Genomic DNA, 22,329 nt, shown 5'->3' on the forward strand with positions numbered 1-22,329 from the left:
CCCACTCTTAGTGGGCGCATGCCCACTCGTCAACCGGGCGGGCCCAGCGAGCGAAGGAGAGATGCGCGGTGCCAACAGGAGTAGCCATCCGCAACGCGCGTGAGCAGCTGTTCGACGCCGCCGAGCGGGTCCTGCTCCGGGACGGGCCGAACGCGCTCACCAGCCGGGCGGTCACCACGGAGGCAGGCTGCGCCAAGGGCGTCCTGCACCGGCACTTCGCCGACTTCGACGCCTTCCTCGCCGAGCTCGTACTGAACCGCATCGCCCTGATCGACAACCAGGCCTCTGCCCTGCGCAACTCCGCCGGGACCGGCACCGTCGCCGGTAACCTCACCGGCACGCTGACAACCCTGTTCGAGTCGGTCGCCGTGGCGATCATCGGCCTCGTCATCTCACGGGATGACCTCCGTGCCCGGCTGCGCCAGGCCACGCCGACCAGCGTGCCGGTCCTGACGGAAGCTACGGCCATGGTCGCCTCCTACCTCACCATCGAGCGTGAACGGGGCCGCATCGCGGTCGATGCCGACGTCTCCACACTCGCTCCCACGCTGATCGGGGCCGGGCACCTACTCTTCGCCGACCGGGGAAGCACCCCGCCGGAGACTGGAGCCGTTCACAAGGTCGTGACCACGGTCATCGCCGGCGCCGTGCAAGAACCGCTGCCACCCAAGGCCCAGCAGCAAGGGGGCGACCACGACGTGGCCGTCATCACCGATGTCGACGAGGCCCCATAGGCCCAGCCCGGCGGCCGGTCCCACCCATCCACCAGCGTCTGGTGCCTGCGCCTCGGTGTTCGGTGTCGGTGTGGTGTCGGTGTCGGTGTCGGACGGTCCTGCACGATGGCGTCCGGGCACGGCATGGCTGGAGCCCCTGTCGAAGCGATGACCATGCCGCTGCTCTTGAAACGGGCCGTCGGTCGGGCCGGTGTGCTGATTTCACGCCTGGGCGGCTGGGGTCCTGCTCGCCCGAGCCGGTGCACCAGGTGGTGGGCGAGGCGGGGCGCGCGGAAGCCCGACGCGTACGGCGAAGGGCGCGCAACCCGACGCCGCGGAGCGGGCGCGGCACCGCCGGATCGGCTCGCACGCTGATCAGCGCGAGACCGGCAGTCGCTCGCCAGCCCGGCAGCCGCTACGGATGGTCACCGTCGTTGACTCCCTAGCTCCCCCGGAGTCCCATTCTCTGCGTCCGGCGCGTGCGACCCCGTCCAACGCGATCTGGTGGCAGGACCGAGAGATCCTTGAATCAGCAGTGGACTCGAAGGCGGGTGGATCAGCCATGGACACACCGACGAGCATGCCTCGTGACTCCCTCACCTCCGCCGCGGCTCTGGCCGTGGCAGCTCCGGACGGGACGCTGACCAGCTGGAGCACCGGTGCGGAACAGTTGCTCGGGTACTCCGCCGGTGAGGCCGTCGGCCGGCTCGCTGCTGCGCTGCTTGCATCGCCCCTCCCCATCGGCGTTCGTGAGCGTTTGGGTCGGCAGGAGGACTGGACCGGACGGGTGGTACTCCGCCACCGGGACGGCAGCGCGGTCGAGTGCCGGTTGCGGGCGCGTCCGCTGCCCACGGGTGACGGGCGAGCCAGTTGGCTACTGGAGGGCGTCCCGGTGGAGGAAGAGGTGGACCGCGCCACTGACCCTCTGCTCTGCTGGTCGTTCGACCAGTCGCCGTTCGCCCTGGCGATCTACGACTCCGAGGGCCGGTTCCTGCGGGTCAATGAGCCCATGAGCAAGCAGCTCGCCGCCTCGGAGCGGGATCTTCGCGGCCTCCGGATCACCGAGCACATGCCCGATCCCGCCTTCCGGACCCCCGAGCAGTCCGTCGATCGCGTGTTGCAGACCGGTGAGCCCGAGCACATCGAGATCAACGTCAAGGTGCCGGGAGAGCCCCAAGCTCATGCATGGACCATCCAATTCACCCCGCTGAAGGACTCCCTCGGGCTGGTGCACGGCGTGCAGTTGGCCGCCCTCGATTTCTCCGAGCAGTACGCCGCCCGCGAACGCCTGGCGCTGCTCGATGAGGCCAGCAGGCGTATCGGCAGCAGCATGGACGTGACCCGCACTGCCCAGGAACTGGCCGACGTGGCCGTGCCCGCCCTCGCGGACTACGTCTTGGTCGATCTCCTCGACCCCGTGCTGCACGGCGACGAGCCTCCGCCGGTTCCCACCCACGGTCCCTTGCTGCTGCGGCGCGCGGCCGTCCGCCCCGACGCTAAGGCTGGCGTCGCGGTCGGCGGGTTGTCCCGCTACCCGGAGGTTTCGCCGATTGCTCGCTGCCTGGCCACCGGTCGCGGCACCGTGCACCAGATCGGCGAGCCCGAGTTGACCCGCTGGCTGGCCCAAGCCCCGGACCGATCCGCCTGGGTGAGTCGGCACTGCATGCACTCGCTGATGGCGGTGCCGCTGCGCGGCCGCGGCACCAACCTCGGCGTCGTGCTCTTCATGCGTCTGGATCCGTCCGCCGCGCCGTACGAGCAGGACGACCTGCAGATCGCCGAGGAACTTGTGGCGCGCGCCGCAGTCTGCCTCGACAACGCCCGCCGCTACACGCGCGAACACACCACGATTCTGGCCCTCCAGCACAGCCTTCTGCCGCAGGGGATTCCCGATCAGACCGCTGTCGACGTAGCCAGCCGCTATTTGCCCGCGGACTCGAAGGTCGGTGTCGGCGGTGACTGGTTCGACGTGATCCCGCTCTCCGGCGCCCGCGTTGCCCTCGTTGTCGGCGATGTGGTCGGTCACGGGATCCATGCCTCCGCTGCCATGGGGCGTCTTCGCACCGCCGTACGCGCCCTCGCCGACGTGGATCTGGCCCCGGACGAGCTGCTTGCGCATCTGGACGACCTGGTCGTCCGGCTCGGATCCGGGCCGGAGTCCGAAGCTGAGGCGCCCTTCGGAGAACTCGGAGCAACCTGCCTGTACGCGGTCTACGACCCCATCTCCCGCAAGTGCTCGCTCGCCAGCGCCGGCCACCTCTGGCCCGTTCTGGTGACCCCCGACGGCAAGGTGGACATCCTCGAACTCCCCACCGGCCCGCCGCTCGGCCTGGGCGGGCTGCCATTCGAATCCGTTGAACGCGAACTGCCCGAAGGCAGCCTCCTGTCCCTCTATACCGACGGGCTTGTCCTGGCGCGCCATCGCGATGTCGACGCCGGCCTGCACGCTCTGCGCACGGCCCTCGCCGACGCGGATCCGTCGCTGGAGACCACCTGCGACCGGGTGCTCGATGCTCTGCTCGCCGAGCGGCCCGCCGATGATGTCGCGCTGCTCATCGCCCGTACCCGTGCCCTGGACAGCGGGCACGTCGCCGTCTGGGATCTTCCCGCCGATCCGGCCTTTGTGGCCGAAGCCCGCTCTCAGGCGACCGCCCAACTCCACGCCTGGGGGCTGGACGACCTGGCCTACGTCACCGAACTCGTGGTCAGCGAGCTGGTGACCAACGCGATCCGCTACGCTGCCGCGCCCATTCAGCTGCGGCTGATCCAGGAAAGGACACTGATCTGCGAGGTCTCCGACGCCAGCAGCACCGCACCGCACCTGCGCCGTGCCCGCATCTTCGACGAGGGCGGACGAGGCCTCATGCTGGTCGCCCAGCTCACCGAGCGCTGGGGAATGCGGCATACCGGCACGGGCAAGACCATCTGGGCCGAGCAGCCCCTTCCCGTGTAGGCGCTCGGGACCAGTGAGGGGGCGCGCCGATCGGCCCGGAGACACAGGCCTCGCACACCAACTGCCGCAGAGGGAACGTGCCTGCGCGTGAACGCGGCGCCCACGTGAAGGACCGCAGATCAGCTGCGTGAGGGAAGTGGCCAACGAAGGCTCGGGCCCACCCCGAAGGCGCGATGGCCCGGCCGAAGTGCAAACTCCTCGGCCACGAAAGTAGCGCAGCTTGCACAGGTCGACATCCACGGCATCTCCTCCGGTACAGACGCCCCAGTGCGTCCGGGCCGGACCGGACAGTGAGCAGACCGGCACCACGCTGTTCTGCGGGTGCGGGATCGGCGTCCAGTGGATCGGAATCGCGGTGATGCCGAGTTCGGTGACCGGCTGCCCGTGGCCTCACGGACCACGGAGCCCTTGGGGATCCGCACCTCGAGACCGGGGATCACTGGTCCTTGGCATTTTGCCACTGAAATGTGACGACGCCCCGCTGCAAGCCCGCATTGGCATAGCATCGTCGAGACCGCGATCCCCATGTGCCAGGAGGCACCGTGAGCACGCTCGTCAACCGGCCGAACACCGCCCTGCTCGTCATAGACGTGCAGAACGGCGTAGTGGGGGAGGCGTACTCCCGGGACAGCGTCGTTGCCAACATCGGCACCCTGGTCGACAAAGCGCGCACTGCTGACATCGGCGTTGTCTGGGTCCAGCACAACAGTGACGAGCTGCCCCGGGACAGCAAGAGCTGGCAGTACGTACCCGAACTCGTGCGGCGCGACTCCGAGCCCCTGGTCCAGAAGGAGTACGCCGACTCCTTCGAAGAGACCGACCTGGAGTCGGTGCTCGCCGCGCGCGGCATCAGCCGGCTCTTCGTCGTCGGCGCGCAGACCGACGAGTGCATCCGCTCGACGCTCCACGGCGCGATCACCCGCGGCTACGATGCCACGCTGGTCGGCGACGCCCACACCACGGAGGACTTGTCGCAGTACGGAGCGCCGACGCCCGACAAGGTCATCGCCCACACGAACCTGTACTGGAAGTACCACACGGCTCCCGGCCGGACCGCGGGCACGGTCAACACCGCGGACATCGACTTCGCTGCGAACCCCAGCACCTGAGACGAGGCACGACCAACGTCGAGCGAGCGCCCCGCAGATCCCTCTTCCGGCAACCTCGGCCACGCCCTCGGCGATGCAAATCGAGCGAGATCTGCACCCGCGAATTCATCTGCTCGACGTACAGGATTGCAGCTGACAAGCAACTGACACCGCGGCCCGCCAGAAGACCTGGCGGGCCGCGGCTGCTTCATCGCCCGTAAGACCGACCGGCACATGGGGGTGGGAGAAGGAGCGGGGCTGGGTGCGTGCAGCTGCAAGGCGGAGGAGGGGGGCAACGCGAAGGGGGTCCCCCCATGCCTTCAGGGCTATGGGGGAGTTGTTGACTGACGACAACGCCGCAGATGTGCGTGCCCAGCCCCGCGACGCCCCCCCATGTGCCGGTCGGTCTCAGTGATCAGGGCTGCGGAATCTCCCTGAAGAACGGGCGGTCAGGCGCGAAGTTCTGGGAACATGTCGCCATCCCCTCCCCCCTTTAGATAGGACAACATCCATGCGTTGAACGTCATTTCGCACTCTTCGTACAGGCACTCGTCCCGCTCGATCACACCGATGACCCAACGGTCCGCGTCATCACGGGGAACCCGAAAGTAGGTCCTTCTCGCTCGACGTCGAGTGAGCCCATGGAAACAACTCCCCCGTCGGGTCGGTGGCCTCGGGTCGGGTCGAGGTGTCGGCAGATGGCGGGCGGGTGACGCCGAATTCGCCGGCTGACGCGCACCGACGGCCGGGAGACGCAGGTCACGTTCGGCTATGTCACAGGGGGCCAAGCTACCCCGTCTCAGGGGTGTAGCCACTGACAACCACAGAGGAGCACACCATGGACGCGCGACTGAACTACTTCGCCAGCCCGACCGCCGGCAAGGCCCTCAAGTACTTCATGTCGGCGGGCAAAGCGCTCAAGGACTCGCCGCTGCCGGCCGCGACGCAGGAGCTGGTGGCGCTTCGCGTAAGCCAGATCAACGGTTGCGCCGCCTGCATCGACATGCACACCAAGGAGGCCGCCGCTGCCGGCGAGACCTCGGTGCGGCTGAACCTGGTGGCGGCGTGGCGGGAGGCCACGGTCTTCACCGAGGCCGAGCGTGCTGCGCTGGAGCTCGCGGAGGAGGGGACCCGGGTCGCGGATGCGGCCGGCGGGGTCAGCGACGAGGTGTGGGCGTACGCCGCCAAGCACTACGACGAGGAGCAGCTCACCGCCCTGGTGGTCCTCGTCTCCTTCATGAACACGGTGAACCGGCTGAACATCATCACGCAGCAGCCGGCCGGCAATTACGAGCCCGGGCAGTTCCACTGACCGGCATCAGCAACTGGCTCGGGGGCCGACTGCGGGCTCCGGGCCCCGGGCCCCGGGCTCGATGGCCTTGCTCTGGCCTGCCAGTGGTCCCGGTGATCACCAGAAGATGCCTGTGCCGGCGAGTACGGCGTGATGGAAGGGCTTCAAGGAGAGGGGAGTCGGCGTGAGCAAGGTCGAGGAGTTCGAGGAGCTGCGGCCGCTGCTGTTTTCGATTGCTTATCGGATTCTGGGCAGTGTGGGTGAGGCCGAGGATGCGGTGCAGGAGACGTGGTTGCGCTTTGACGGCTCGGCGACCCGGCCCACGTCGACCAAGGCTTATCTCTCGGCCGCGGTGACGCGGGTCTCGATCGATGTGCTGCGCTCCGCGCGGGTGCGACGGGAGGAGTACGTGGGCCCGTGGTTTCCCGAGCCGCTGCTCGCCGACCCTTATGAGGATCCGGCGCGGTCGGTGGAGCTGGCCGACTCGGTGTCGATGGCGGCACTACTGCTGCTGGAGCGGCTCAGCCCGCTGGAGCGCGCGGTGTTCGTGCTGCGGGAGGTGTTCGGCTTCGGGTTCGGCGAGGTCGCCGCGGCGGTGGGGCGATCGGAGTCGGCGTGCCGGCAGCTGGTGGTGCGGGCACGGCGGCATATGGAGGCCGGTCGGCCGCGCTTCGAAGCGGTCCGCGAAGAGCGGGAGGAACTGGCGTCGCGGTTCTTCGACGCCCTCCGCGAAGGCGACGTCGCCGGCCTGCAGGAACTGCTCGCCGCCGACGTATCGATGGTCGGCGACGGCGGCGGCAAGGCCCCGCAGCTGGCCAGAGCCGTCATCGGCGCCGAGAACGTGGCCCGGCTGCTTGCCTCCGTCTTCCCGTGGATGGCCCGGATCGACGTGACGTTCGAGCCGCACGAGATCAACGGCCAGCCGGGCGCGATCTTCCGCGACCGGGACGACAAGGTGCTCCACACCCTGACCCTCGATGTACTCGACGGGCAGATCCAGACGATCCGCTCGGTGATCAACCCCGACAAGCTCGGGCACATGGGCCCAGTAGCGGACGCCTGGGCAATCAACCGCGAAGTAAGGCAGGCACGCCGGCCCACGGAATAACCGCAACAGCCGACCGCACCTCGGGATGGCCGCCACCTGCCCGCCTGTCCGTTCGTCGCCCCGCCGCGGACCCTGCCCCCATGGAAGGCCAGTTGCGGTGTGACTGCGGGGGATCGGTCTTGGATCGTTGGCTCCGCCGCGGCGTGTGACGAGCGAGCCAGAACGGCGCTGACGGTTGGAGGGTCAGTGGCGTTCTGCTCGGGCCAGGGCGTCCTGGGCCTGGGTGGCCATGGCGGTGACCAGGTCCTCCGCCGAGGGCAGGTCGGTGATGAGATCGACGGCCTCGCCTGCCCAGACCGGCAGCGGGGGCACGGCCCCTCGTGCCACATCGTCCTGGTACGCCTGCTGGAAGCGAGTGCCGATGAGCGCTCCGGCAGCGCCGAGGACGAGAGCCGCCGCCGGACCGCGTCCCTTCCCGCACCTGGTCCAGGCCCTGGACGAGGTGATGCGAAAGCTCGGCGGGACTACGCGGCGATGGCGGTTCGACCGGATGGCGACAGTCTGTTACTCCTCCAGCGGGCAGATGACCGCGGCGTTCGCCGCGGTCGCGAAGTACTACGGCGCCGTAGACGTAGTCGTCGTGGCGCACCGTCAGGTCCTACTCATCCGGGTCCCAGGCCAGGAGCAGGTCGAACAGACGTCGGTCGCCGTCGAGCTTCAGGGAATCCACCGGAATACGGCCGTACAGGGCCAGGACCAGCTCACTGGCCGTGCCTCGGGCGGAGGCGTCGGCCGCGTCCGGGTCCTCGCCGGCAGCGGTGGCGGGCATAGTGCCCGGTTTGGGCAGACGGGCGGTCCGTGCGCCGTCGGCCGAGAGCCAGAGGCGCCAGGAGCGGCCCTCGGTGGTGTGGTAATCGACGGCAGCGGGCTCGTGCGGCCAGGCGTCAGTCGTTGCGCAGCAGGTGGACAGAAACTCGTCGACACCGTCGAGTGCCGCCTCGTCCGGCAGCGACTGCGGGGCGCCCAGGGTGACCTGGGCATCGTAGGTGTGCACCGCGATCTCCTGGAGCTGGTGTCGGGCGACGGCACCGCAGGTCTGCGGCGACTGCGACATACCCCACCACGTCCAGCAACCGCGATCCGGGCCCGCCTCCCGCAGTGCGTCCCGTAGCTGCTGCGTCGATGCGGCCAACCAGGCCAGCAGGGCCTCGCGCTCTCGAGGCGCAGCCGGGGCGCCCTCCGATGCGGACTTGGCCGGGGGTGCGGCGGCAGGCCCTGCGGCGACGGTGGCGGCCCAGGAGCGGCGCCCTTCGCCCAGGTGCTGCACCAGATCGAACAGCGTCCACTCGGGGCAGGTCGGCACCTGCACGTCGAGGCTGGGCGCGGAGGAGACCGCGGCGCGGAAGGCGGTCGACCGTTCGTCGATCAGCCGCAGCAGATCGAGGAACTCCAGAGTATTTTCCACTCCGGCTGTCTATCACTGTGCTCCGGCAACCGGACAGCGATATTCATAGCCGACGCGGCGGGCGCGCGGCCGGGCCGCACGCCCTCGAATGACGTGGTGCCCTCATTCTGAAACGACCAGTAACGGCGTTCGTCCCCGTACCGGCGCACGTCCCCGGAACAACGGTGCTCCAGGAACGTACGCGCCTGTGGCGTGCAGGCAGTCGTCAGTGGTGGTTCGGCGCGGGGTAGGCCTTGGGCAGACGCATGCCGCGTTTGGCCATGATCTCCCGCACGTGGTTGGGGTAGTTGGTGATGATGCCGTCGACACCCATGTCCATCAGCGCCTCGACCGTGGCGTTGTCGTCACAGGTCCACGGGATGACCTTCAGGCCGCGGGCGTGGGCCTCGGAGAGCATCTTGTCGTCGGGGTAGAAGCGGAAGTTCGGGTCCGCCACGGTGCCGTTCTGCGGGAAGCCGTAATTGGGGGAGAGCGCCGTGACACCTGGGACAGCGGAGGCAGCCTTGACGAAGTCGCCATCGTAGTCGTCGACGTCGATGCCGCCCAGCCACGGGGAGGCTCCGGGCTTGCCGACCTGAAGGAAGTCGTAGTTGGTCAGTGCCACCAGCGGATAGGACGGCGCGAGCTTGTGCATCTCCTTCAGCGCGCCCCAGTCGAAGGACTGGATGGTGACCTGCCGCTCGATCCCCGAGCGGTGGATCTCCTCGTGGACGCGGCGGACGAACAGCTCGCGCGGTGCGGTCTGCTCCGGCGCGCCCGCCTCGACCTTGGTCTCGATGTTGAGCTTGACCTGCTTGGCGTCGTAACTCTTGACCAGGTTGAGGACGTCCTTGAGCTCCACCATCCGGAAGCCCTTGACCTGCTCCTGCTCGGGGAAGCCGGGCAGTTGCTGGTAGCCGCAGTCGATTGTCTTGATCTGAGCCAGCGTCAGGTCCTTGATGTACTTACCGACGTACGGGTACATCGGGTCGCCGGGCGTCACCGGCCCGGTGTCCTTGCACTTCTGGGCACTGATCTGCCGGTCGTGGTTGACGACGACCTTCTGGTCCTTGGTGATATGGGTGTCCAGCTCCAGGGTGGTCACTCCGAGGCGAAGGGCCTTGCCGAAGCCCTCCAGGGACTCCTCGGTGGTCATGCCGATCCCACCGCGGTGGGCCTGGAGGTCGAAGTGGGTCTGCTGGGGCGGGACGTGGCCGTTGTGAGCCGTGGCCGCCTGGGCCGTCGCGGGGACCACGAGCGCGGGCACCACGGCCAGCGCGGCAACTGCATGCCGAAGGGACATGTGAACCTCATGTACGTCGGACGAACTGGGCCTTCGACGCTAAGCCGCAGTTCCGGCCCGTACGAAGCCCGGACGTGAGGACATCGTGAACGCCCGGGAACTGTTGTTCGCCGGGGCACCGGAGCGAATCGCCCGGCCGCATGGGAGGAGGCCCACGCCCGTCGAGGCCGCTGCGCGAGCGGCGGCGGCTGACCCACGCCAGGCCGTCGGCGACCTGGCGGAAGTCGTCGTTCATGTCGCTGCCGACGCAGGGGGTGGTGCCCGTGGTCCACGGCGCACTCCCCCGCAGTACACACCTCTTCCCGGCCGGACCCGGCGCCCTGGTGCCCGCCCCGGCCTTGCGCCGATATCACGGCAGAGCAGACGGGTTCGAGTCCATCTTCGCCATCAATGTGCTCACCAACCATGTGTTCGCCTGCCTGCTGGAGGACCGCTTTGCCGATCCCGCCCGGATCGTGATCACTGTCAGCTACACCCATTTCGGTCACTTCACAACATGGGGGCGGCGTGCCCGGCCTGGCGGTCCCCGGACATCCTCGCCCGCACGGGCGCGTTCCTTGAGCCGGACACCACGGCCGACGGGCGCACCGCGTACCCGACGAGCAAGTCGGCCGCCATCTATCTCGCACACGAGTACGCGCGCCGCCTCCCGGCCGGGATCAACGCTGCCGCCTACAACCCGGGGCACGCCGGCACCGGCCTCGCCCGCAACGCAGCCCCTCTCCCGGTTCACGACGCGCCAGATCCTGCCGGTGATGACCCGCACACCCTTCGCGACCAGCTACTGGCGGCCTGAAGGTGTATGTCGGCCCGGCCCCGATCACCCGGGCCTCCGGTCAACTCCGTTACGTCGGCCGCCGATTCGTGAAGAACAACCGGCTCGACCAGATCGTGCAGGTGTGCGCCTTCGCCCTCCTCACCCAGTCGTCAGGAGCGCCTACCCGCTACCGGCGCCAACGACAGACGGGGATTGACGCATGCAGGCCCTGGACACCCGTTCAATCGCTTGCGGGGACAGCTTCATCGCTGCCTTGGGACCGGCGTCCCCTTCGACGAAGGCATCGCTTTCCCACCGGTCGCCAGGCCTGATCGACCCTTGGAGTCTTCCCGGTCAGGCGCTGGATCGTGAGCGTGTCCCAGGCGAAGTGGGTAATCGCTGTGCCGGCCGGCCTCATCGCGGGGTCATGAGTCAGCGTGGCCCCAGGGTGAACACCGCGACCATGAGCAGGAGCAACAAGGTCCAGCCGAGGACCCCGATTTTCCGGCGCTGCGGGTTGCGCCCCTGGCGCCATGCGTTGACCTCGTGCCGAGCGTCTCCCATGGTCGACCATCCTACGACCTGACGTCCACGGCGGGGTCGGCTCATGTCCACCGTCCATGGGCGGGGTCCTCGCGGGCCCCTTGCGGACCAGGAGCCCCTCTCGGCTGTCGGGCAGTCAGTGGCGCGGCATCGCCACCCGCTACGAATACGCCCCGACCACCACCGAACGGCCACCGCAAGGGGAAAGGGGCACGCAACATCCCGAGTGGCCCCATAAGCGCAGATGGGTGATTTCGACTACCCTCAAAAGGTGTGCAGAGAGCCGCCTGAGCACGAACTCTGGACAGCGAGGCCTGGACATGACCAAACCGCCGAAGCCATCGCAGCCCCCACACAGCGAGGGGGCGAGCAGGCGCAAGGGGGGCGGCAGAGCGCGATCTGCGCGCCCGCGAGCAAGGGCACGACGACCTCGATCTGAAGCCGCAGGCCTCGACTGCCCGTCAGCAGTACACGCAGGGCCGTAGCAGCGTGCGGAGCACTCCGTGAACCGTCCGGAGAGGCGGTCGGTGAGGCGCGCCAGCTGGTGTGTCGATGCCTCGATGGTTGAGGAAGCCACCACCAGCCGCTCGTGAACTGCAGGCCCGGCCCGCCTGGGCGCTGCCCGATCCGGCCGTTGAGGACCTGTCGAAGCCCCGTCCGTCGGCTGACCGTCCGGCAGCATCACCGCACACAGAGAAGGTGTTCCACCATGGAGCGAGGAAGCAATCAGGTCAGCCCGCACAAGGATGATGCGAGGAAGCATGAACTGCAGGGCTATCTGAGGTCCGGCCACCCCACCCATGCCGAGGAGACCTACGATCCCGAGCCGGCAGCCGACGACGACGTGCGAGTGGACCCGGGTGGCCCCGTCCCCCCACCAGGCAAAGAAAGGGACCGGATACGCGCCGAGAAGGCGGCCGAAACTCTGAGGTCCGATCTGGCGCGCCACTTGAATCGCACGGCCTTCCCGGGCGACCGTTCGTCACTCGTGCAGACCTTGTCGAAGGAGCACGCTCCGGACACTCTGGTCGATGCGGTGCGTGAACTGCCCGGGGGTGAGCGCTACAAGAACGCAGGGCAGATCGTGCGGGCGCTGGGCCACCGGCCCCACGCCTGACAACGGGGAATCGTCGCATCGTTGGCCCCGTCCACGCTTCGATGGGCCGCCTCCACACTCCAGCGGTGGGAACCGGCCCTTGCCGACGAGCGGGCAGACCGACCACGGACCCTGGGCGCTTCCAGCGCCTCAGCGCCCGGACGAGCCGGCACTCCCCCGTCCGCGGCTTCGGCGCTACCCACCCAGCAGCTCGATGTCCCGTGCCCACCGCCCGGAGGAAACGTGCCGGGGGCCGGCGACGGCAGATCGGCGAAAGGGTCCCGGTGCGCTCCTGGGCGGCGTGTCTTCCTGCAGCGTGGGCGAACCGCGCGCCGGGCCCGGCAAGAATGGCACAGTGGCAGCGCCAGCGGCAGAACCGATACTTCTTCTTCGCCTGATGAGTGGTCGAGGTCAGTGCCCCGTCCGCTTCCGGACCTGGTCGGCTGTCTTGTGGGCGATCTCCTGCGCCTTCCCGCGCAGCTGCTCGCCCAGACCGTGCCTCTGCGTGGATTTATCGCCGATTGCCTTGCCAAGGGTCTCCTTCATCTTGCCCTTGACCTGTTTCGCCTTCGCCGTGCCCTTGGTCATCAGAATCCCTGTCCTTCCGAGCGTTCGGCAGGGGTGTGGTAAGCGGGGCTGTTATCCCACCCTGCCTCCGCCACCGACGTGCTGCAAACCGGCTCCTTCGGGGCGGGCCCGTCGTCCGGCACGCACGGTCCCCATGAGCCGACCCGATGCTCACCCCGGCCTTTGTCCTGCCCCGTGAAGGCGCCTTCCTCAACCAGGTCCGTCCGCTGCAGACAACGCCGCGGGCTGACGATGACGGCGGGACGGCCGACCTCCCACTGCTGCTGGGCGTTCTCATCACTGCCGCACGTCGTCGCGCTCTCCGCCGCAGGGCTGTTCGCGAGCACCGATCCCCAGGCTGACGCCCCACACACTCATCCCGGGGCCACGCCCGGCCAGAGGACATCGCGGCCCGTCGAGGTCACGCGCAGGTGATCTCGGAAGCGGCCACGCCGGACGCACACCGTCCCGACGCTGCGGTCACAGCGGCAGACAACCGAGCCGTCGCTTACCTGACATGTACTGCGATGGCCCGTGCACACTCCATCGACTCGGCATGCGCGGTGTCCACTTCCAGGTCGTAGACCATGCCCCGGTGGACCGCCTCGGCCTGGGACATGGCCATCCCGGTGACCCGATCTCCTCGTGCGATCTCGCGGCCTGCGGCAATCACACCGTCGCACCGGACGCCGACCCACAGCACCCGCAGTTCGCCCAGAGCCTTCTGCCATCGCTGCTGTGAGTCCGCGCCGCCGAGGAAGACCTCATCGATGATGATCCGGGCGCCCGCGCGGGCCATCGCGGCGATTCCCTCGATCCAGGCTGCTTCCAGATTCCGGAACTCCGGCCCGACGATCACTTCGCCATCCGGAGCGAACTCGATCCCGGCATCCGATGCCTGCACGGACGCGGGCATCGCATCAACCAGCGTGTCGACCCCGAAGGCCAGCCACGAACCCGGCAGGACCGCCTGCAGACACCGTACGATCCCGGACTTCCCCGAGCTGGAGCCACCATTGAGAAAGATCACCTGAGTCATCACCGCGCCACAGTAGCGGTACCGCAACAATGCTCGAAACGGATTTCAGCGAACGCCGCACTGCCGGCCAGAACCTGGTGAATCTTCCCGGTCACGGCACCTGGGAGATGAAATCGCAAAGAAGCCCCGGGATCACGGTGACCTCCGTCTCAGGGCTTCCTGCTGAGATCTTGTGGCCGGCACAAGGCGGCATCACTCCGACGCAAGGTCGTTGAGCGGTTCCGGTCGCCGGGGCGGCTGACGGACCATGTAAGGGGACGGACTTCGGTCGGCGGCCGTGCGTCGTGTTCCGTCTGCGGGTGATCGCAATGAAGGGTTCGATCCGGATCGGGAGTGTGCGGGGGCTGGAGCTGCGTGCGCATTGGAGCGTGCCGCTGATCATGCTGCTCTTCGCGTACGGTCTGGGCAGCCGCACACTGCCTGCGTACGCGCCGGGCCTGGCATCGGTGGTGTACGCGGTGGCTGGAGTTATCGGTGCTCTGCTGTTGCTGGTGAGTCTGGTGGTGCATGAGGTGGCGCACGCGCTCACGGCCCGCAGGTCCGCGATCCCCGTGCGGGACATTACGTTGTGGGCGCTGGGTGGAATAACCCGGATGCAGCGGCCTGCGACGGCACGGGCGGCGCTCGCGGTCGCCGTGAGCGGGCCGCTGGCCAGCCTGGTGCTCGGCGGGGCCGTGCTGGGGGCCGCGGTCGGGGCCGGGGCAGGGGGCTGGCGGATACCGGCTGTTGTGCTCGCGTGGCTGGGCGGCACGAACCTGCTGCTGGGCGTCTTCAATCTGCTTCCCGCCGCGCCCTTGGACGGGGGCCGGGTCCTGCAGGCCGCGGTGTGGTGGTGTACGGGTGACGAGGACCGAGCCCGGCGGGTGGCGGGGCGCAGCGGACAGATCCTCGGTATGGGCCTTGCCGTGCTCGGGTGGCTGGCTTTTGTGAGGGGGGTGCCGGGTGGGTTGTGGCTGCTGGTCATCGGCTGGTTCGTGGCGCTCACCGCCGCGGCCGAACGACGGTGGGCCGAGCTCCGCACGGTCCTGCGCGGTGTACGCGTGAGGGAGGCGATGACCAGTCCGGCCGCAGCCGGTCCGGACTGGCTGACGGTGAACCGTTTCCTGTCCGACGTGGCCGCACAGGCGGGTCATTCGGTCCTGCCATTGGTGGACTTCGAAGGCCGTCCCAGCGGCGTCGTACGGCTGCGCCGACTCGGTGCCGTACCGTCCGAGCAGCGGGAGACGCTGCGCATACGGGAAGTGGCGACTCCGCTGTCGCAGTGCACGCTCGCCACACCGGACGAGCTCCTCACCGGGGTCCTGGACCGCCTCGGCTCGGGCGGCGGGCTGCCCATCCTGGTCACCGACAGCGGCCGACTCGACGGGATCGTCACCGCCCGCGACATCGACCGAGTCGCCCATCTGCACGCAGCGGGCCCGGATGGTGCTACTCCGACTCCCGACGGATGACTTCCGGCACGGCCTGCCGTACCGGGCCCCGCGAAGAAACGGGTGGGTTCACGCACCGCATCAGGTTCCAGGACGACCGGTCGGCACCGACTGCACGTCACGGTCTTCCCCTGAGCCGCGCGCTCGACGATGGGGCGCGGCGACGGCGGATTCGGCATCGGCGACCGTCACGTCGCGGAGGGCACGCGACGAGCACAGCTCATGGACCTGATGTTCACGGTGGGGCGTACGGATTGCCCGTGATGGCGTTCAACACATTCCACGTGCAGCTGCTGGACGGGTGGTTCGACGCCGTACCCCGAGCGGTAGGTGGGCACGCAACCGCCCCGGGACACCGACGTCCCGGAGCGGACGGCCCTGCTGATGCGCCTCCGTCAGGCCTTGACAGCGGGCTCGGCGGTAACGGCGTTCCCCGCCTCGCCGTCCTGTGCAACGGCGGACTGGGCACCGCCCGGGATGACCGCTGCCACCGCGGCTGCCAAGAGCGCGACGCCGCCGCCGATCAGCAGGCCGACGCGGAAGCCGTCCTCGGAGGCGAACGTGAAGCCACCCATGGTGACCGTCATCTGCGAGAGGACGGCACCGATCACCGCGGCGCCGATCGAGGTGCCGAGCGAGCGCATCAGCGCGTTGAAGCCGTTCGCGGCGGCCGTCTCGGACATCGGAACCGCACTCATGATCAGGGCGGGCATCGCACCGTAGGCGAGACCGACGCCACCACTGATCACGACGGTGACGATCAGCAGACCCCAGGTCGAGCCCATCAGCGCCATGGACAGGCCATAGCCGACCGCGATCACGAGGGAACCGGAGACGAGAGTGAACTTCGGGCCGCGCGCGTTGGTCAGCTTCCCGCCGAACGGCGAGACGACCATCATGACGAGGCCGGCGGGCGCCATCCACAGGCCCATCGCCAGCATCGACTGGCCGAGGCCGTAGCCGGTCGCCTTGGGGAACTGCAGCAACTGCGGCACGATCAGCATCTGCGCGTACATGCCGACGCCGATCAGGATCGAGGCGGCGTTGGTGAACAGCACCCGGGGGCGGGCGGTGGTGCGCAGGTCGATCAGCGGGTCGCGGGTGCGCATCTCCCAGAGACCCCAGACCAGCAGGACCACGACCGCGGCGGCGAAAAGGCCGAGCGTGCTGCCCGAGCCCCAGCCCCAGTCCGCACCCTTGGAGATCGCGAGCAGCAAACAGACCAGGCCCACGCCGAGACCGAGCGCCCCGGCCAGGTCGAAGCGCTCCCCCTTCGCCGCGGCCGGTACGTTGGGAATGAAGGACCAGATCATCACGGCGATCAGTGCGGCGAGGACAGCCGACCCCCAGAACAGTGCCCGCCAGCTCGTGTACTCCGCGACTGCGGCAGCGATCGGCAGGCCGAGGCCGCCGCCGATGCCCATGGAGGCACTCACCAGTGCAATGGAAGAGCTGAGCTTTTCGGCCGGCAGCAGGTCACGCAGCAGGCTGATGCCGAGCGGCACCACGCCCATGCCCATGCCCTGCAGACCGCGCCCGACGATCATCATGCCGACGGACGAGGTCAGAGCGCACACCACCGAGCCGACGATCAGCGGCACACAGGAGGCGAGCAGCATCTTGCGCTTGCCCAGCAGGTCGCCGAGGCGGCCGGCGACGGGGACGCAGACCGCTGCCGACAGGAGCGTGACGGTGATCACCCACGTGGCATTGGAGGACGTGGTGTGCAGGATCTGCGGCAGATCCGCGATCAGCGGCGTCACCAGGGTCTGCATGATCGCGGCGACAGTGCCGGCCAGCGCGAGCGTGGCGACGACGCCGCCCGATCGGGAGGTTGGCTGGGGGCCGTCCATGAAGGCTCCTCTACGTATTCGGGATTCGAGACGGGAAGAAGATATGCATCATACATATCCAATGTATCGACCATGCTGCATGCAGCATGCATGGTGCAGGATCATTGCGACATCGCATGCGCCGTCCGGCATGCACGGGACCGTCGAGGAGATCCGATGAACAGGGCCACGCGCCAGGTGGAGTACGAGCAGATGCTGCAGAGCCGCTACCTCCACCTGCACAAGTCGAAGGGGCGGCGCAAGGGGAGCACCCTGGAGCGCAGCGCGTACATCCTGCTCAGCCGCATCCGGGTGCAGGGCCCGATGTCCATCGGCCAGCTCGGTGACGCCTTCGGCCTCGACGCGTCCACCCTGAACCGGCAGACCGCGGCCGCCATGCGCGCCGGACTCGTCGAGCGCATCCCGGACCCCGACGGTGGCATGGCGCGCAAGTTCCGTATCACCGCGGAAGGCGAGCAGCGTCTCGACGAGGAGCGCGAGGGCACCATCCACACCCTGGAACAGATCATGGCCGACTGGTCCGACGAGGACATCGCCGCCTTCGCCGACTACCTCAAGCGCTTCAACACCGACATCGAGCGCCTGGACGGTAGGCCCTGGCCGCGACCCTGAGACGGCAGCACAGGCGCCAAACGGCCTCCCGCGACAGGGAGTGCGGTAACCATGAAGCCTGCATACCGGTCGTCCAACTGTGCGCGGCCACGCCCTCCGGCTTCCGCGGCGCCGACCCGATGCGCAGCGCGGATCGAATGCCGGAAACCCTGGCCCGATTCCGGCGGGCCAGGGTTTCCATGGTGTGCAGGCGCTACTGTTACCACTCGTCGCGGTAGTGATCCCTGATCACTCGGAAGCTGCCCACGACACCGTTCTTGACAAACACGCCGCCGTGGACGAAGCGCGGCGTGACACCGTTGCTGGTGCTGAACGGGCCGACCGTGGCAACGGGAGAGCCGTTGTCGCAGGTCGCGCCGCGGAAGACCTCAACGGTCCGGCGGCTGTCGTTGCGGACGTTGAGAGTCCTGGAACCCAGGCCGCTCACCACGGTGATGCAGCCGTCGGAGTGGGCGGAGTAGGACCGCTCGTTGAAGAAGATCCTTCCCCGGTCGTAATCGCCGCCGTAGCCGCCGCCACCGTAGCCGCCGCCACCGTAGCCGCCGCCACCGTTGCCGCCGTAGCCGCCACCACCCTTGCCGCCGCCACCGTTGCCGCCGTAGCCGCCACCGTTGTCGCCACCTCGGCCGCCGCCACCGTTGCCGCCGTAGCCGCCACCTCCGTTGCTCGTGCCCTTTCCGCCGCCGCCCTCTTCCAGCGGAGCCGCGGCGGGAGCGGCGGCTTGCTGCTGGACAACGGGCGCGGCTGCGGGGCTATCCGCGGCCGTGGCGTAGTTGATACCGGTTGCCGCCATGGCCGCGGCGCCTACAACGGCGGCGGTCACGACGACAGTACGTGTGGTCATATCACTTCTCCTGTCTCAGAGACATCGGCTCGTGCCGATACGTGACAAACGTACTTAGTGATGTTTATATCTGTCATATCGGACACCTCTAAAGTGTGGCAACCACCGGCTGATCGAGTGAATTTGCGCCATTTACGCATATGAGCTGCGTCTATTTGAAAAATAGTCATGTTTGAGCACTATCTGAATGGCTGTCATTTTCCTTTTGCTACAGCGCTCTGAGTGGCGGTCAGTGTCCGATCTGCCGCGGTAGAGGGCGAGGGCAGAGGCCAGGGCCGGACCCAGAGGTGAAGGGGCCGGCCCTGAACATCGGTTACGGCGCGGATCAGGACATCATCGCCGAGTGGGACGGGGCCCCTCGACCCTGTGGCGCAAGCGGGTGGCGCGTCACGCCCACGGCTGAACCGTCTGCTGGGGCACGGATCGAGCCGCGTTCCGGCAGAGGGCCGGCTGGTGGGGACTGACACTGGTTCCACTCACGGTGGTCGCCACGGGCCGTCCGCCTCAGACGGTCAGCACGGCCACCGAGGTGGACCACACTGCTCCGGGCCCAGGTCGGGAGCATCCGAAATTGGCTCTTCAGTCGGCACGTCCCGCCAACCGCGACGTGGTGATTGCCCTCCCGGCGTTTCTTGTCGCAGTAGGCCCGTGAGGCCGGCTGCCACAGTGAGGCGAAGGCGGCGAGAGGGGCTCGGGCCGGGAGCCTTGTATCACCGGATGGACGCGGTGGGCGGACGTTCGCGTACCGCGCCGTAGGCGATGAAGTACGCCGGCACTCGCTTGAGCCACGGCGAGGTGGTGAACAGTTCGGTCATCCGCAGTGCCCGCTTGGGGCTACCGAAGGGCGGTCGTCCCGCCAGTACGGGTGCGATGACCCGCGCATGGGCGAATCGCTGCAGCGTCTGCGTCGCGGCTGTGGTCGGCCACCGGCGGCGCTGTACGGCGCGTACGTCCCCCAGGCCGACCACACCCCTGCGCAGCGGCTCGACGAGATACCGGGCGGTGGCGACGGCGTCTTCGACAGCAAGGTTGATGCCGATACCGAAGACCGGCGACATCGCGTGCGCCGCGTCACCGATGCACAGCAGTCCCGGGCGGTGCCAGCGCCGGAGGCGGTCGAGCCGTACGTCGAGCATCTTCACCTCGTCCCACGACCGCAGCGCGTGCACCCGGTCCGCGAGCCAAGGGACGGCGGCCGAGAAGTCTGCCATGAACCGCTCAAGACCGGCGGCGCGGCGCTCGGCATCGGTTCCCTTGGGGATCAGCGCCGCGCACTGCCAGTAGTCCCCGCGGTCGATCATGGCGGTCAGGAACCGGTCGCCGACGCCTCCCACGAGCCCGTGCGGATCGCCCTCCCGCCGCGGCAGCCGGAACCACCAGGCGTCCATGGGGCAGGCGAATCTCCGCAGGGCCAGTTCGGGCCGGGACCGGGCCAGCGAGCTCCGGCCGTCGCAGGCCACGGTGAGGGTGGCCCGCAGTTCACCGGTGCGGCCGTCGGGCGTGCGGTACCGCACCCCCATGACCCGTCCGCGCTCCACCAGGAAGGAAGTCGCTTCGGTGCTCATCCGCACGGAGAACGACGGCTCTCGACTTGCCTCGTCCGCGAGGAGGTCGAGCAGGTCCCACTGCGGCACCATCGCCACGTAGTTGTACGGGCCCCGCAGCGCGCCGATGTCTCCGACGGTGACCAGCGAACGGTCAGGGCCGAGCGGCAACTGCACTGTCGTCACCCGCCGCTGCGGCAGACGGGCAAAACGCTCCGCCAGGCCGAGGTCGTCCAGCAGCGCCAGGGTGGACGGATGCACCGTGTCGCCGCGGAAGTCGCGCAGGAAGTCGCCGTGCTTCTCCAGGACCGTGACCGCCACGCCGGCCCGGGCCAGCAGCAGGCCGAGGACCATCCCGGCGGGGCCGCCGCCCACAACACAGCAAGTGGTGCGTTCCATCGCAGCCCCTGACCTCGGTGAAATCCCGGCATCCGTCACGATGGGACATATACCATCAAAACCTGCAAATCTGCCGCGAAGATTCGCGGATCCTTCTGGGAGGCATGATGAGCCAGCAGCCGGTCCTTCTGCCCTACGCCGACCCGGCCTTCGTGGCAGACCCCTTCCCGCTCTACCGACAGCTGCGCGAGGACGGCCCGGTGCGGCGCGTCGTCATCGCCGGCGGCCTGGAAGCCTGGCTCGTCACGCGCTACGAAGACGGCCTCGTGGCCCTGTCCGACCCCCGGCTGAGCAGCGACGTCCGTGATGCGTCGGATCCACAGCTCGTGCAGCGGCTGCCCGCGACGGAACGCGACTCCATGCTGCGCAACATGCTCCGCTCCGACCCGCCCGACCACACCCGCCTGCGCCGTCTGGTCTCCAAAGCGTTCACAGCGCGCAGGGTGGCCGAGCTGCAACCTCGCGTCCAGGCCATCGCCGACCAACTGCTCGACGCGATCGTGCCGGTCGGCCACGCCGACCTCGTCAAGGACTTCGCGCTGCCGCTTCCGGTTACGGTGATCAGCGAATTGCTCGGGGTGCCCGTGGCCGAACGGCACGACTTCCAGCGGTTGACCGACGACATGATCCTCCAGGGGACGGCCCCGCCGGATCCGGCCCAGATGGACGCGGCGTGGCGGCAGATGCGCTCGTACCTGACCAGACTCCTGGAGGCCAAACGGGCCCGGCCCGGGGACGACCTGCTCAGTGCGCTGATCACCACCCGGGACGAGGAGCACCGGCTCGACGAGGACGAGCTGATCGCCATGGCCTTCCTGCTGCTGGCGGCCGGATACATCACCACGGTCAACCTGATCGGCAGCGGCATCGCCGCGCTGCTCGCCCACCCCGACCAGCTTCAGATGCTGCGGGAAGATCCGGCGCTTCTGCCGGGCGCGATCGAGGAGTTCCTCCGCTACGACGGACCGGTCAGCCCCGGGATCGCCCGGTTCGCGCGCGAGGACGTCACCATCGCGGGCGTGGCCGTCCCACGCGGCGCAACCGTGCTGGTCGCCTCCGCCATCGCCGACCGCGACCCGGCACGGTTCTTTGACCCCGATCACCTGGACATCACCCGACAGGACAACGCTCACCTCGCGTTCGGGCACGGCATCCACTACTGCCTGGGGGCGCCGCTGGCCCGACTCGAGGGCCAGATCGCCATCGGCACCGCCCTGCGCCGCCTTCACCACCTCACCCTGGCCGTGCCGCCCGGCGAGCTGCAGTGGCGGCCGGGCGGGCTGCGCGGCCCCGAGCGACTACCCGTCACCTTCACGTCGTCCGACTCGAACTGAGCAAACGAACGCCGGCCTGGCACGATAAACGGCGGAACGCCTCCGGCTGCGCCCCCACCCGGTAGGTACTCCGTCGGGGGCGCCTGAACAGGGCGTGTTCGTGGCCCCATGACGATCTCCGAACGCCACACTCCTGCCCCGCGGCCGGAGGCGTAGCCGCTCACTTCCGGCCGAGCTTGATGTGTTCGGTCAGGTCACCGACCTCGCTGCCGAGTTTCTGCACAGGGGCGGCGAGGGAGGCCAGTGCGGACTCGACATCGACTGCTGCGGCCGTGTACTTGTCCATGCTGGCTGCGTGCTCCAATTGTGCCCACACGGCGGCTTCGGCCACCAGCGCGTCGCGCTGGGGGCTGGCGATCGGGTGCTGGGATGCCTTGGTGAGCAATTCGCGGGCCTGCTGCCCCGGGGCGCTATCGGTCATGGCCGGAATCCTTCCAGCGGGCGTGCGACGGAGCGTGGATTTCAGACGGT

The 22,329-nt window shown here is 68.7% G+C and carries 20 protein-coding genes; 10 read left to right on the plus strand and 10 right to left on the minus strand.

Features of this window, described 5'->3' with window-relative positions; all coding sequences use genetic code 11:
* The first annotated feature begins 68 nt into the window (after window positions 1-68).
* The 5 genes from AB0915_RS12435 to AB0915_RS12455 all read left to right on the plus strand — a co-directional run bounded on the left by AB0915_RS12435 (window position 69) and on the right by AB0915_RS12455 (window position 7,153).
* Window positions 69-734 carry a TetR family transcriptional regulator gene (locus AB0915_RS12435; protein WP_366691034.1) on the plus strand — a complete coding sequence of 222 codons (666 nt, stop codon included), beginning with the start codon at window positions 69-71 and terminating at the stop codon, window positions 732-734.
* 559 nt (window positions 735-1,293) lie between these two features.
* Complete coding sequence (locus AB0915_RS12440) at window positions 1,294-3,666, plus strand: SpoIIE family protein phosphatase (protein WP_366691035.1); 2,373 nt, start codon at window positions 1,294-1,296, stop codon at window positions 3,664-3,666.
* A 542-nt stretch (window positions 3,667-4,208) separates the two neighbouring features.
* Window positions 4,209-4,775, plus strand: coding sequence for an isochorismatase family protein (locus AB0915_RS12445; protein ID WP_366691036.1), 567 nt, complete (start codon window positions 4,209-4,211; stop codon window positions 4,773-4,775).
* Between the two features lie 817 nt (window positions 4,776-5,592).
* Entirely contained in the window at window positions 5,593-6,066 is a 474-nt protein-coding gene (locus AB0915_RS12450) for a carboxymuconolactone decarboxylase family protein (RefSeq protein ID WP_366691037.1), read from the plus strand.
* A 163-nt stretch (window positions 6,067-6,229) separates the two neighbouring features.
* Window positions 6,230-7,153 (plus strand): RNA polymerase sigma-70 factor, encoded by a 924-nt coding sequence (locus AB0915_RS12455; protein WP_366691038.1) that lies wholly within the window; start codon window positions 6,230-6,232, stop codon window positions 7,151-7,153.
* 183 nt (window positions 7,154-7,336) lie between these two features.
* Here AB0915_RS12455 and AB0915_RS12460 read toward each other — a convergent pair whose 3' ends face one another.
* The 3 genes from AB0915_RS12460 to AB0915_RS12470 all read right to left on the minus strand — a co-directional run bounded on the left by AB0915_RS12460 (window position 7,337) and on the right by AB0915_RS12470 (window position 9,840).
* On the minus strand, window positions 7,337-7,480 hold the full coding sequence (locus AB0915_RS12460) for a hypothetical protein (RefSeq protein WP_366691039.1): 144 nt from the start codon (window positions 7,478-7,480) through the stop codon (window positions 7,337-7,339).
* A gap of 271 nt (window positions 7,481-7,751) precedes the next feature.
* Window positions 7,752-8,558, minus strand: a complete 807-nt coding sequence (locus AB0915_RS12465) for a maleylpyruvate isomerase family mycothiol-dependent enzyme (RefSeq protein ID WP_366691040.1) — start codon at window positions 8,556-8,558, stop codon at window positions 7,752-7,754.
* 205 nt (window positions 8,559-8,763) lie between these two features.
* A complete protein-coding gene (locus AB0915_RS12470) occupies window positions 8,764-9,840 on the minus strand; it encodes a glycerophosphodiester phosphodiesterase family protein (protein ID WP_366691041.1) in 1,077 nt (358 codons plus the stop codon).
* A 496-nt stretch (window positions 9,841-10,336) separates the two neighbouring features.
* Here AB0915_RS12470 and AB0915_RS12475 point away from each other — a divergent pair, with 496 nt between their 5' ends.
* Window positions 10,337-10,636 (plus strand): hypothetical protein, encoded by a 300-nt coding sequence (locus AB0915_RS12475; RefSeq protein ID WP_366691042.1) that lies wholly within the window; start codon window positions 10,337-10,339, stop codon window positions 10,634-10,636.
* A 393-nt stretch (window positions 10,637-11,029) separates the two neighbouring features.
* On the opposite strand, the gene AB0915_RS12480 is transcribed toward AB0915_RS12475, so the two are convergent.
* Window positions 11,030-11,161 carry a hypothetical protein gene (locus tag AB0915_RS12480; protein ID WP_366691043.1) on the minus strand — a complete coding sequence of 44 codons (132 nt, stop codon included), beginning with the start codon at window positions 11,159-11,161 and terminating at the stop codon, window positions 11,030-11,032.
* Between the two features lie 688 nt (window positions 11,162-11,849).
* Between AB0915_RS12480 and AB0915_RS12485 the strand changes: the two genes are divergently transcribed.
* Window positions 11,850-12,257 (plus strand): DUF2795 domain-containing protein, encoded by a 408-nt coding sequence (locus tag AB0915_RS12485; protein WP_366691044.1) that lies wholly within the window; start codon window positions 11,850-11,852, stop codon window positions 12,255-12,257.
* 390 nt (window positions 12,258-12,647) lie between these two features.
* Here AB0915_RS12485 and AB0915_RS12490 read toward each other — a convergent pair whose 3' ends face one another.
* Window positions 12,648-12,824, minus strand: a complete 177-nt coding sequence (locus AB0915_RS12490; protein ID WP_366691045.1) for a CsbD family protein — start codon at window positions 12,822-12,824, stop codon at window positions 12,648-12,650.
* Window positions 12,825-13,311: 487 nt separating this feature from the next.
* Complete coding sequence (gene cpt, locus AB0915_RS12495; RefSeq protein ID WP_366691077.1) at window positions 13,312-13,842, minus strand: chloramphenicol phosphotransferase CPT; 531 nt, start codon at window positions 13,840-13,842, stop codon at window positions 13,312-13,314.
* A gap of 308 nt (window positions 13,843-14,150) precedes the next feature.
* Between cpt and AB0915_RS12500 the strand changes: the two genes are divergently transcribed.
* On the plus strand, window positions 14,151-15,293 hold the full coding sequence (locus tag AB0915_RS12500) for a site-2 protease family protein (protein ID WP_366691046.1): 1,143 nt from the start codon (window positions 14,151-14,153) through the stop codon (window positions 15,291-15,293).
* A gap of 374 nt (window positions 15,294-15,667) precedes the next feature.
* On the opposite strand, the gene AB0915_RS12505 is transcribed toward AB0915_RS12500, so the two are convergent.
* Window positions 15,668-17,125 carry an MFS transporter gene (locus tag AB0915_RS12505; RefSeq protein WP_366691047.1) on the minus strand — a complete coding sequence of 486 codons (1,458 nt, stop codon included), beginning with the start codon at window positions 17,123-17,125 and terminating at the stop codon, window positions 15,668-15,670.
* 156 nt (window positions 17,126-17,281) lie between these two features.
* On the opposite strand from AB0915_RS12505, the gene AB0915_RS12510 reads away from it, so the two are divergent.
* Window positions 17,282-17,737: a MarR family transcriptional regulator gene (locus tag AB0915_RS12510; RefSeq protein ID WP_366136645.1), complete on the plus strand. Its 456-nt coding sequence runs from the start codon at window positions 17,282-17,284 to the stop codon at window positions 17,735-17,737.
* Between the two features lie 199 nt (window positions 17,738-17,936).
* Here AB0915_RS12510 and AB0915_RS12515 read toward each other — a convergent pair whose 3' ends face one another.
* Both AB0915_RS12515 and AB0915_RS12520 read right to left on the minus strand, forming a co-directional pair.
* Window positions 17,937-18,581, minus strand: a complete 645-nt coding sequence (locus AB0915_RS12515; RefSeq protein WP_366691048.1) for a hypothetical protein — start codon at window positions 18,579-18,581, stop codon at window positions 17,937-17,939.
* A 710-nt stretch (window positions 18,582-19,291) separates the two neighbouring features.
* Window positions 19,292-20,524, minus strand: a complete 1,233-nt coding sequence (locus tag AB0915_RS12520) for an FAD-dependent oxidoreductase (protein ID WP_366691049.1) — start codon at window positions 20,522-20,524, stop codon at window positions 19,292-19,294.
* A gap of 107 nt (window positions 20,525-20,631) precedes the next feature.
* On the opposite strand from AB0915_RS12520, the gene AB0915_RS12525 reads away from it, so the two are divergent.
* A complete protein-coding gene (locus AB0915_RS12525; protein ID WP_366691078.1) occupies window positions 20,632-21,858 on the plus strand; it encodes a cytochrome P450 in 1,227 nt (408 codons plus the stop codon).
* A 160-nt stretch (window positions 21,859-22,018) separates the two neighbouring features.
* Here AB0915_RS12525 and AB0915_RS12530 read toward each other — a convergent pair whose 3' ends face one another.
* Entirely contained in the window at window positions 22,019-22,279 is a 261-nt protein-coding gene (locus tag AB0915_RS12530; protein ID WP_366691050.1) for a hypothetical protein, read from the minus strand.
* Between the last annotated feature and the right edge of the window lie 50 nt (window positions 22,280-22,329).

It is taken from the genome of Streptomyces sp. NPDC048411, from assembly GCF_040704695.1.
Taxonomy (GTDB): Bacteria; Actinomycetota; Actinomycetes; order Streptomycetales; family Streptomycetaceae; genus Streptomyces.

Bases quoted from the DNA above. Each gene is read 5' to 3' on its own strand.
- AB0915_RS12440 (WP_366691035.1), top strand. From the start codon at position 1,294: ATGCCTCGTGACTCCCTCACCTCCGCCGCGGCTCTGGCCGTGGCAGCT.
- AB0915_RS12450 (WP_366691037.1), top strand. From the start codon at position 5,593: ATGGACGCGCGACTGAACTACTTCGCCAGCCCGACCGCCGGCAAGGCC.
- AB0915_RS12470 (WP_366691041.1), bottom strand. From the start codon at position 9,840: ATGTCCCTTCGGCATGCAGTTGCCGCGCTGGCCGTGGTGCCCGCGCTC.
- AB0915_RS12475 (WP_366691042.1), top strand. From the start codon at position 10,337: ATGGGGGCGGCGTGCCCGGCCTGGCGGTCCCCGGACATCCTCGCCCGC.
- AB0915_RS12480 (WP_366691043.1), bottom strand. From the start codon at position 11,161: ATGGGAGACGCTCGGCACGAGGTCAACGCATGGCGCCAGGGGCGCAAC.
- AB0915_RS12485 (WP_366691044.1), top strand. From the start codon at position 11,850: ATGGAGCGAGGAAGCAATCAGGTCAGCCCGCACAAGGATGATGCGAGG.
- AB0915_RS12490 (WP_366691045.1), bottom strand. From the start codon at position 12,824: ATGACCAAGGGCACGGCGAAGGCGAAACAGGTCAAGGGCAAGATGAAG.
- cpt (WP_366691077.1), bottom strand. From the start codon at position 13,842: ATGACTCAGGTGATCTTTCTCAATGGTGGCTCCAGCTCGGGGAAGTCC.
- AB0915_RS12500 (WP_366691046.1), top strand. From the start codon at position 14,151: ATGAAGGGTTCGATCCGGATCGGGAGTGTGCGGGGGCTGGAGCTGCGT.
- AB0915_RS12505 (WP_366691047.1), bottom strand. From the start codon at position 17,125: ATGGACGGCCCCCAGCCAACCTCCCGATCGGGCGGCGTCGTCGCCACG.
- AB0915_RS12510 (WP_366136645.1), top strand. From the start codon at position 17,282: ATGAACAGGGCCACGCGCCAGGTGGAGTACGAGCAGATGCTGCAGAGC.
- AB0915_RS12515 (WP_366691048.1), bottom strand. From the start codon at position 18,581: ATGACCACACGTACTGTCGTCGTGACCGCCGCCGTTGTAGGCGCCGCG.
- AB0915_RS12520 (WP_366691049.1), bottom strand. From the start codon at position 20,524: ATGGAACGCACCACTTGCTGTGTTGTGGGCGGCGGCCCCGCCGGGATG.
- AB0915_RS12525 (WP_366691078.1), top strand. From the start codon at position 20,632: ATGAGCCAGCAGCCGGTCCTTCTGCCCTACGCCGACCCGGCCTTCGTG.
- AB0915_RS12530 (WP_366691050.1), bottom strand. From the start codon at position 22,279: ATGACCGATAGCGCCCCGGGGCAGCAGGCCCGCGAATTGCTCACCAAG.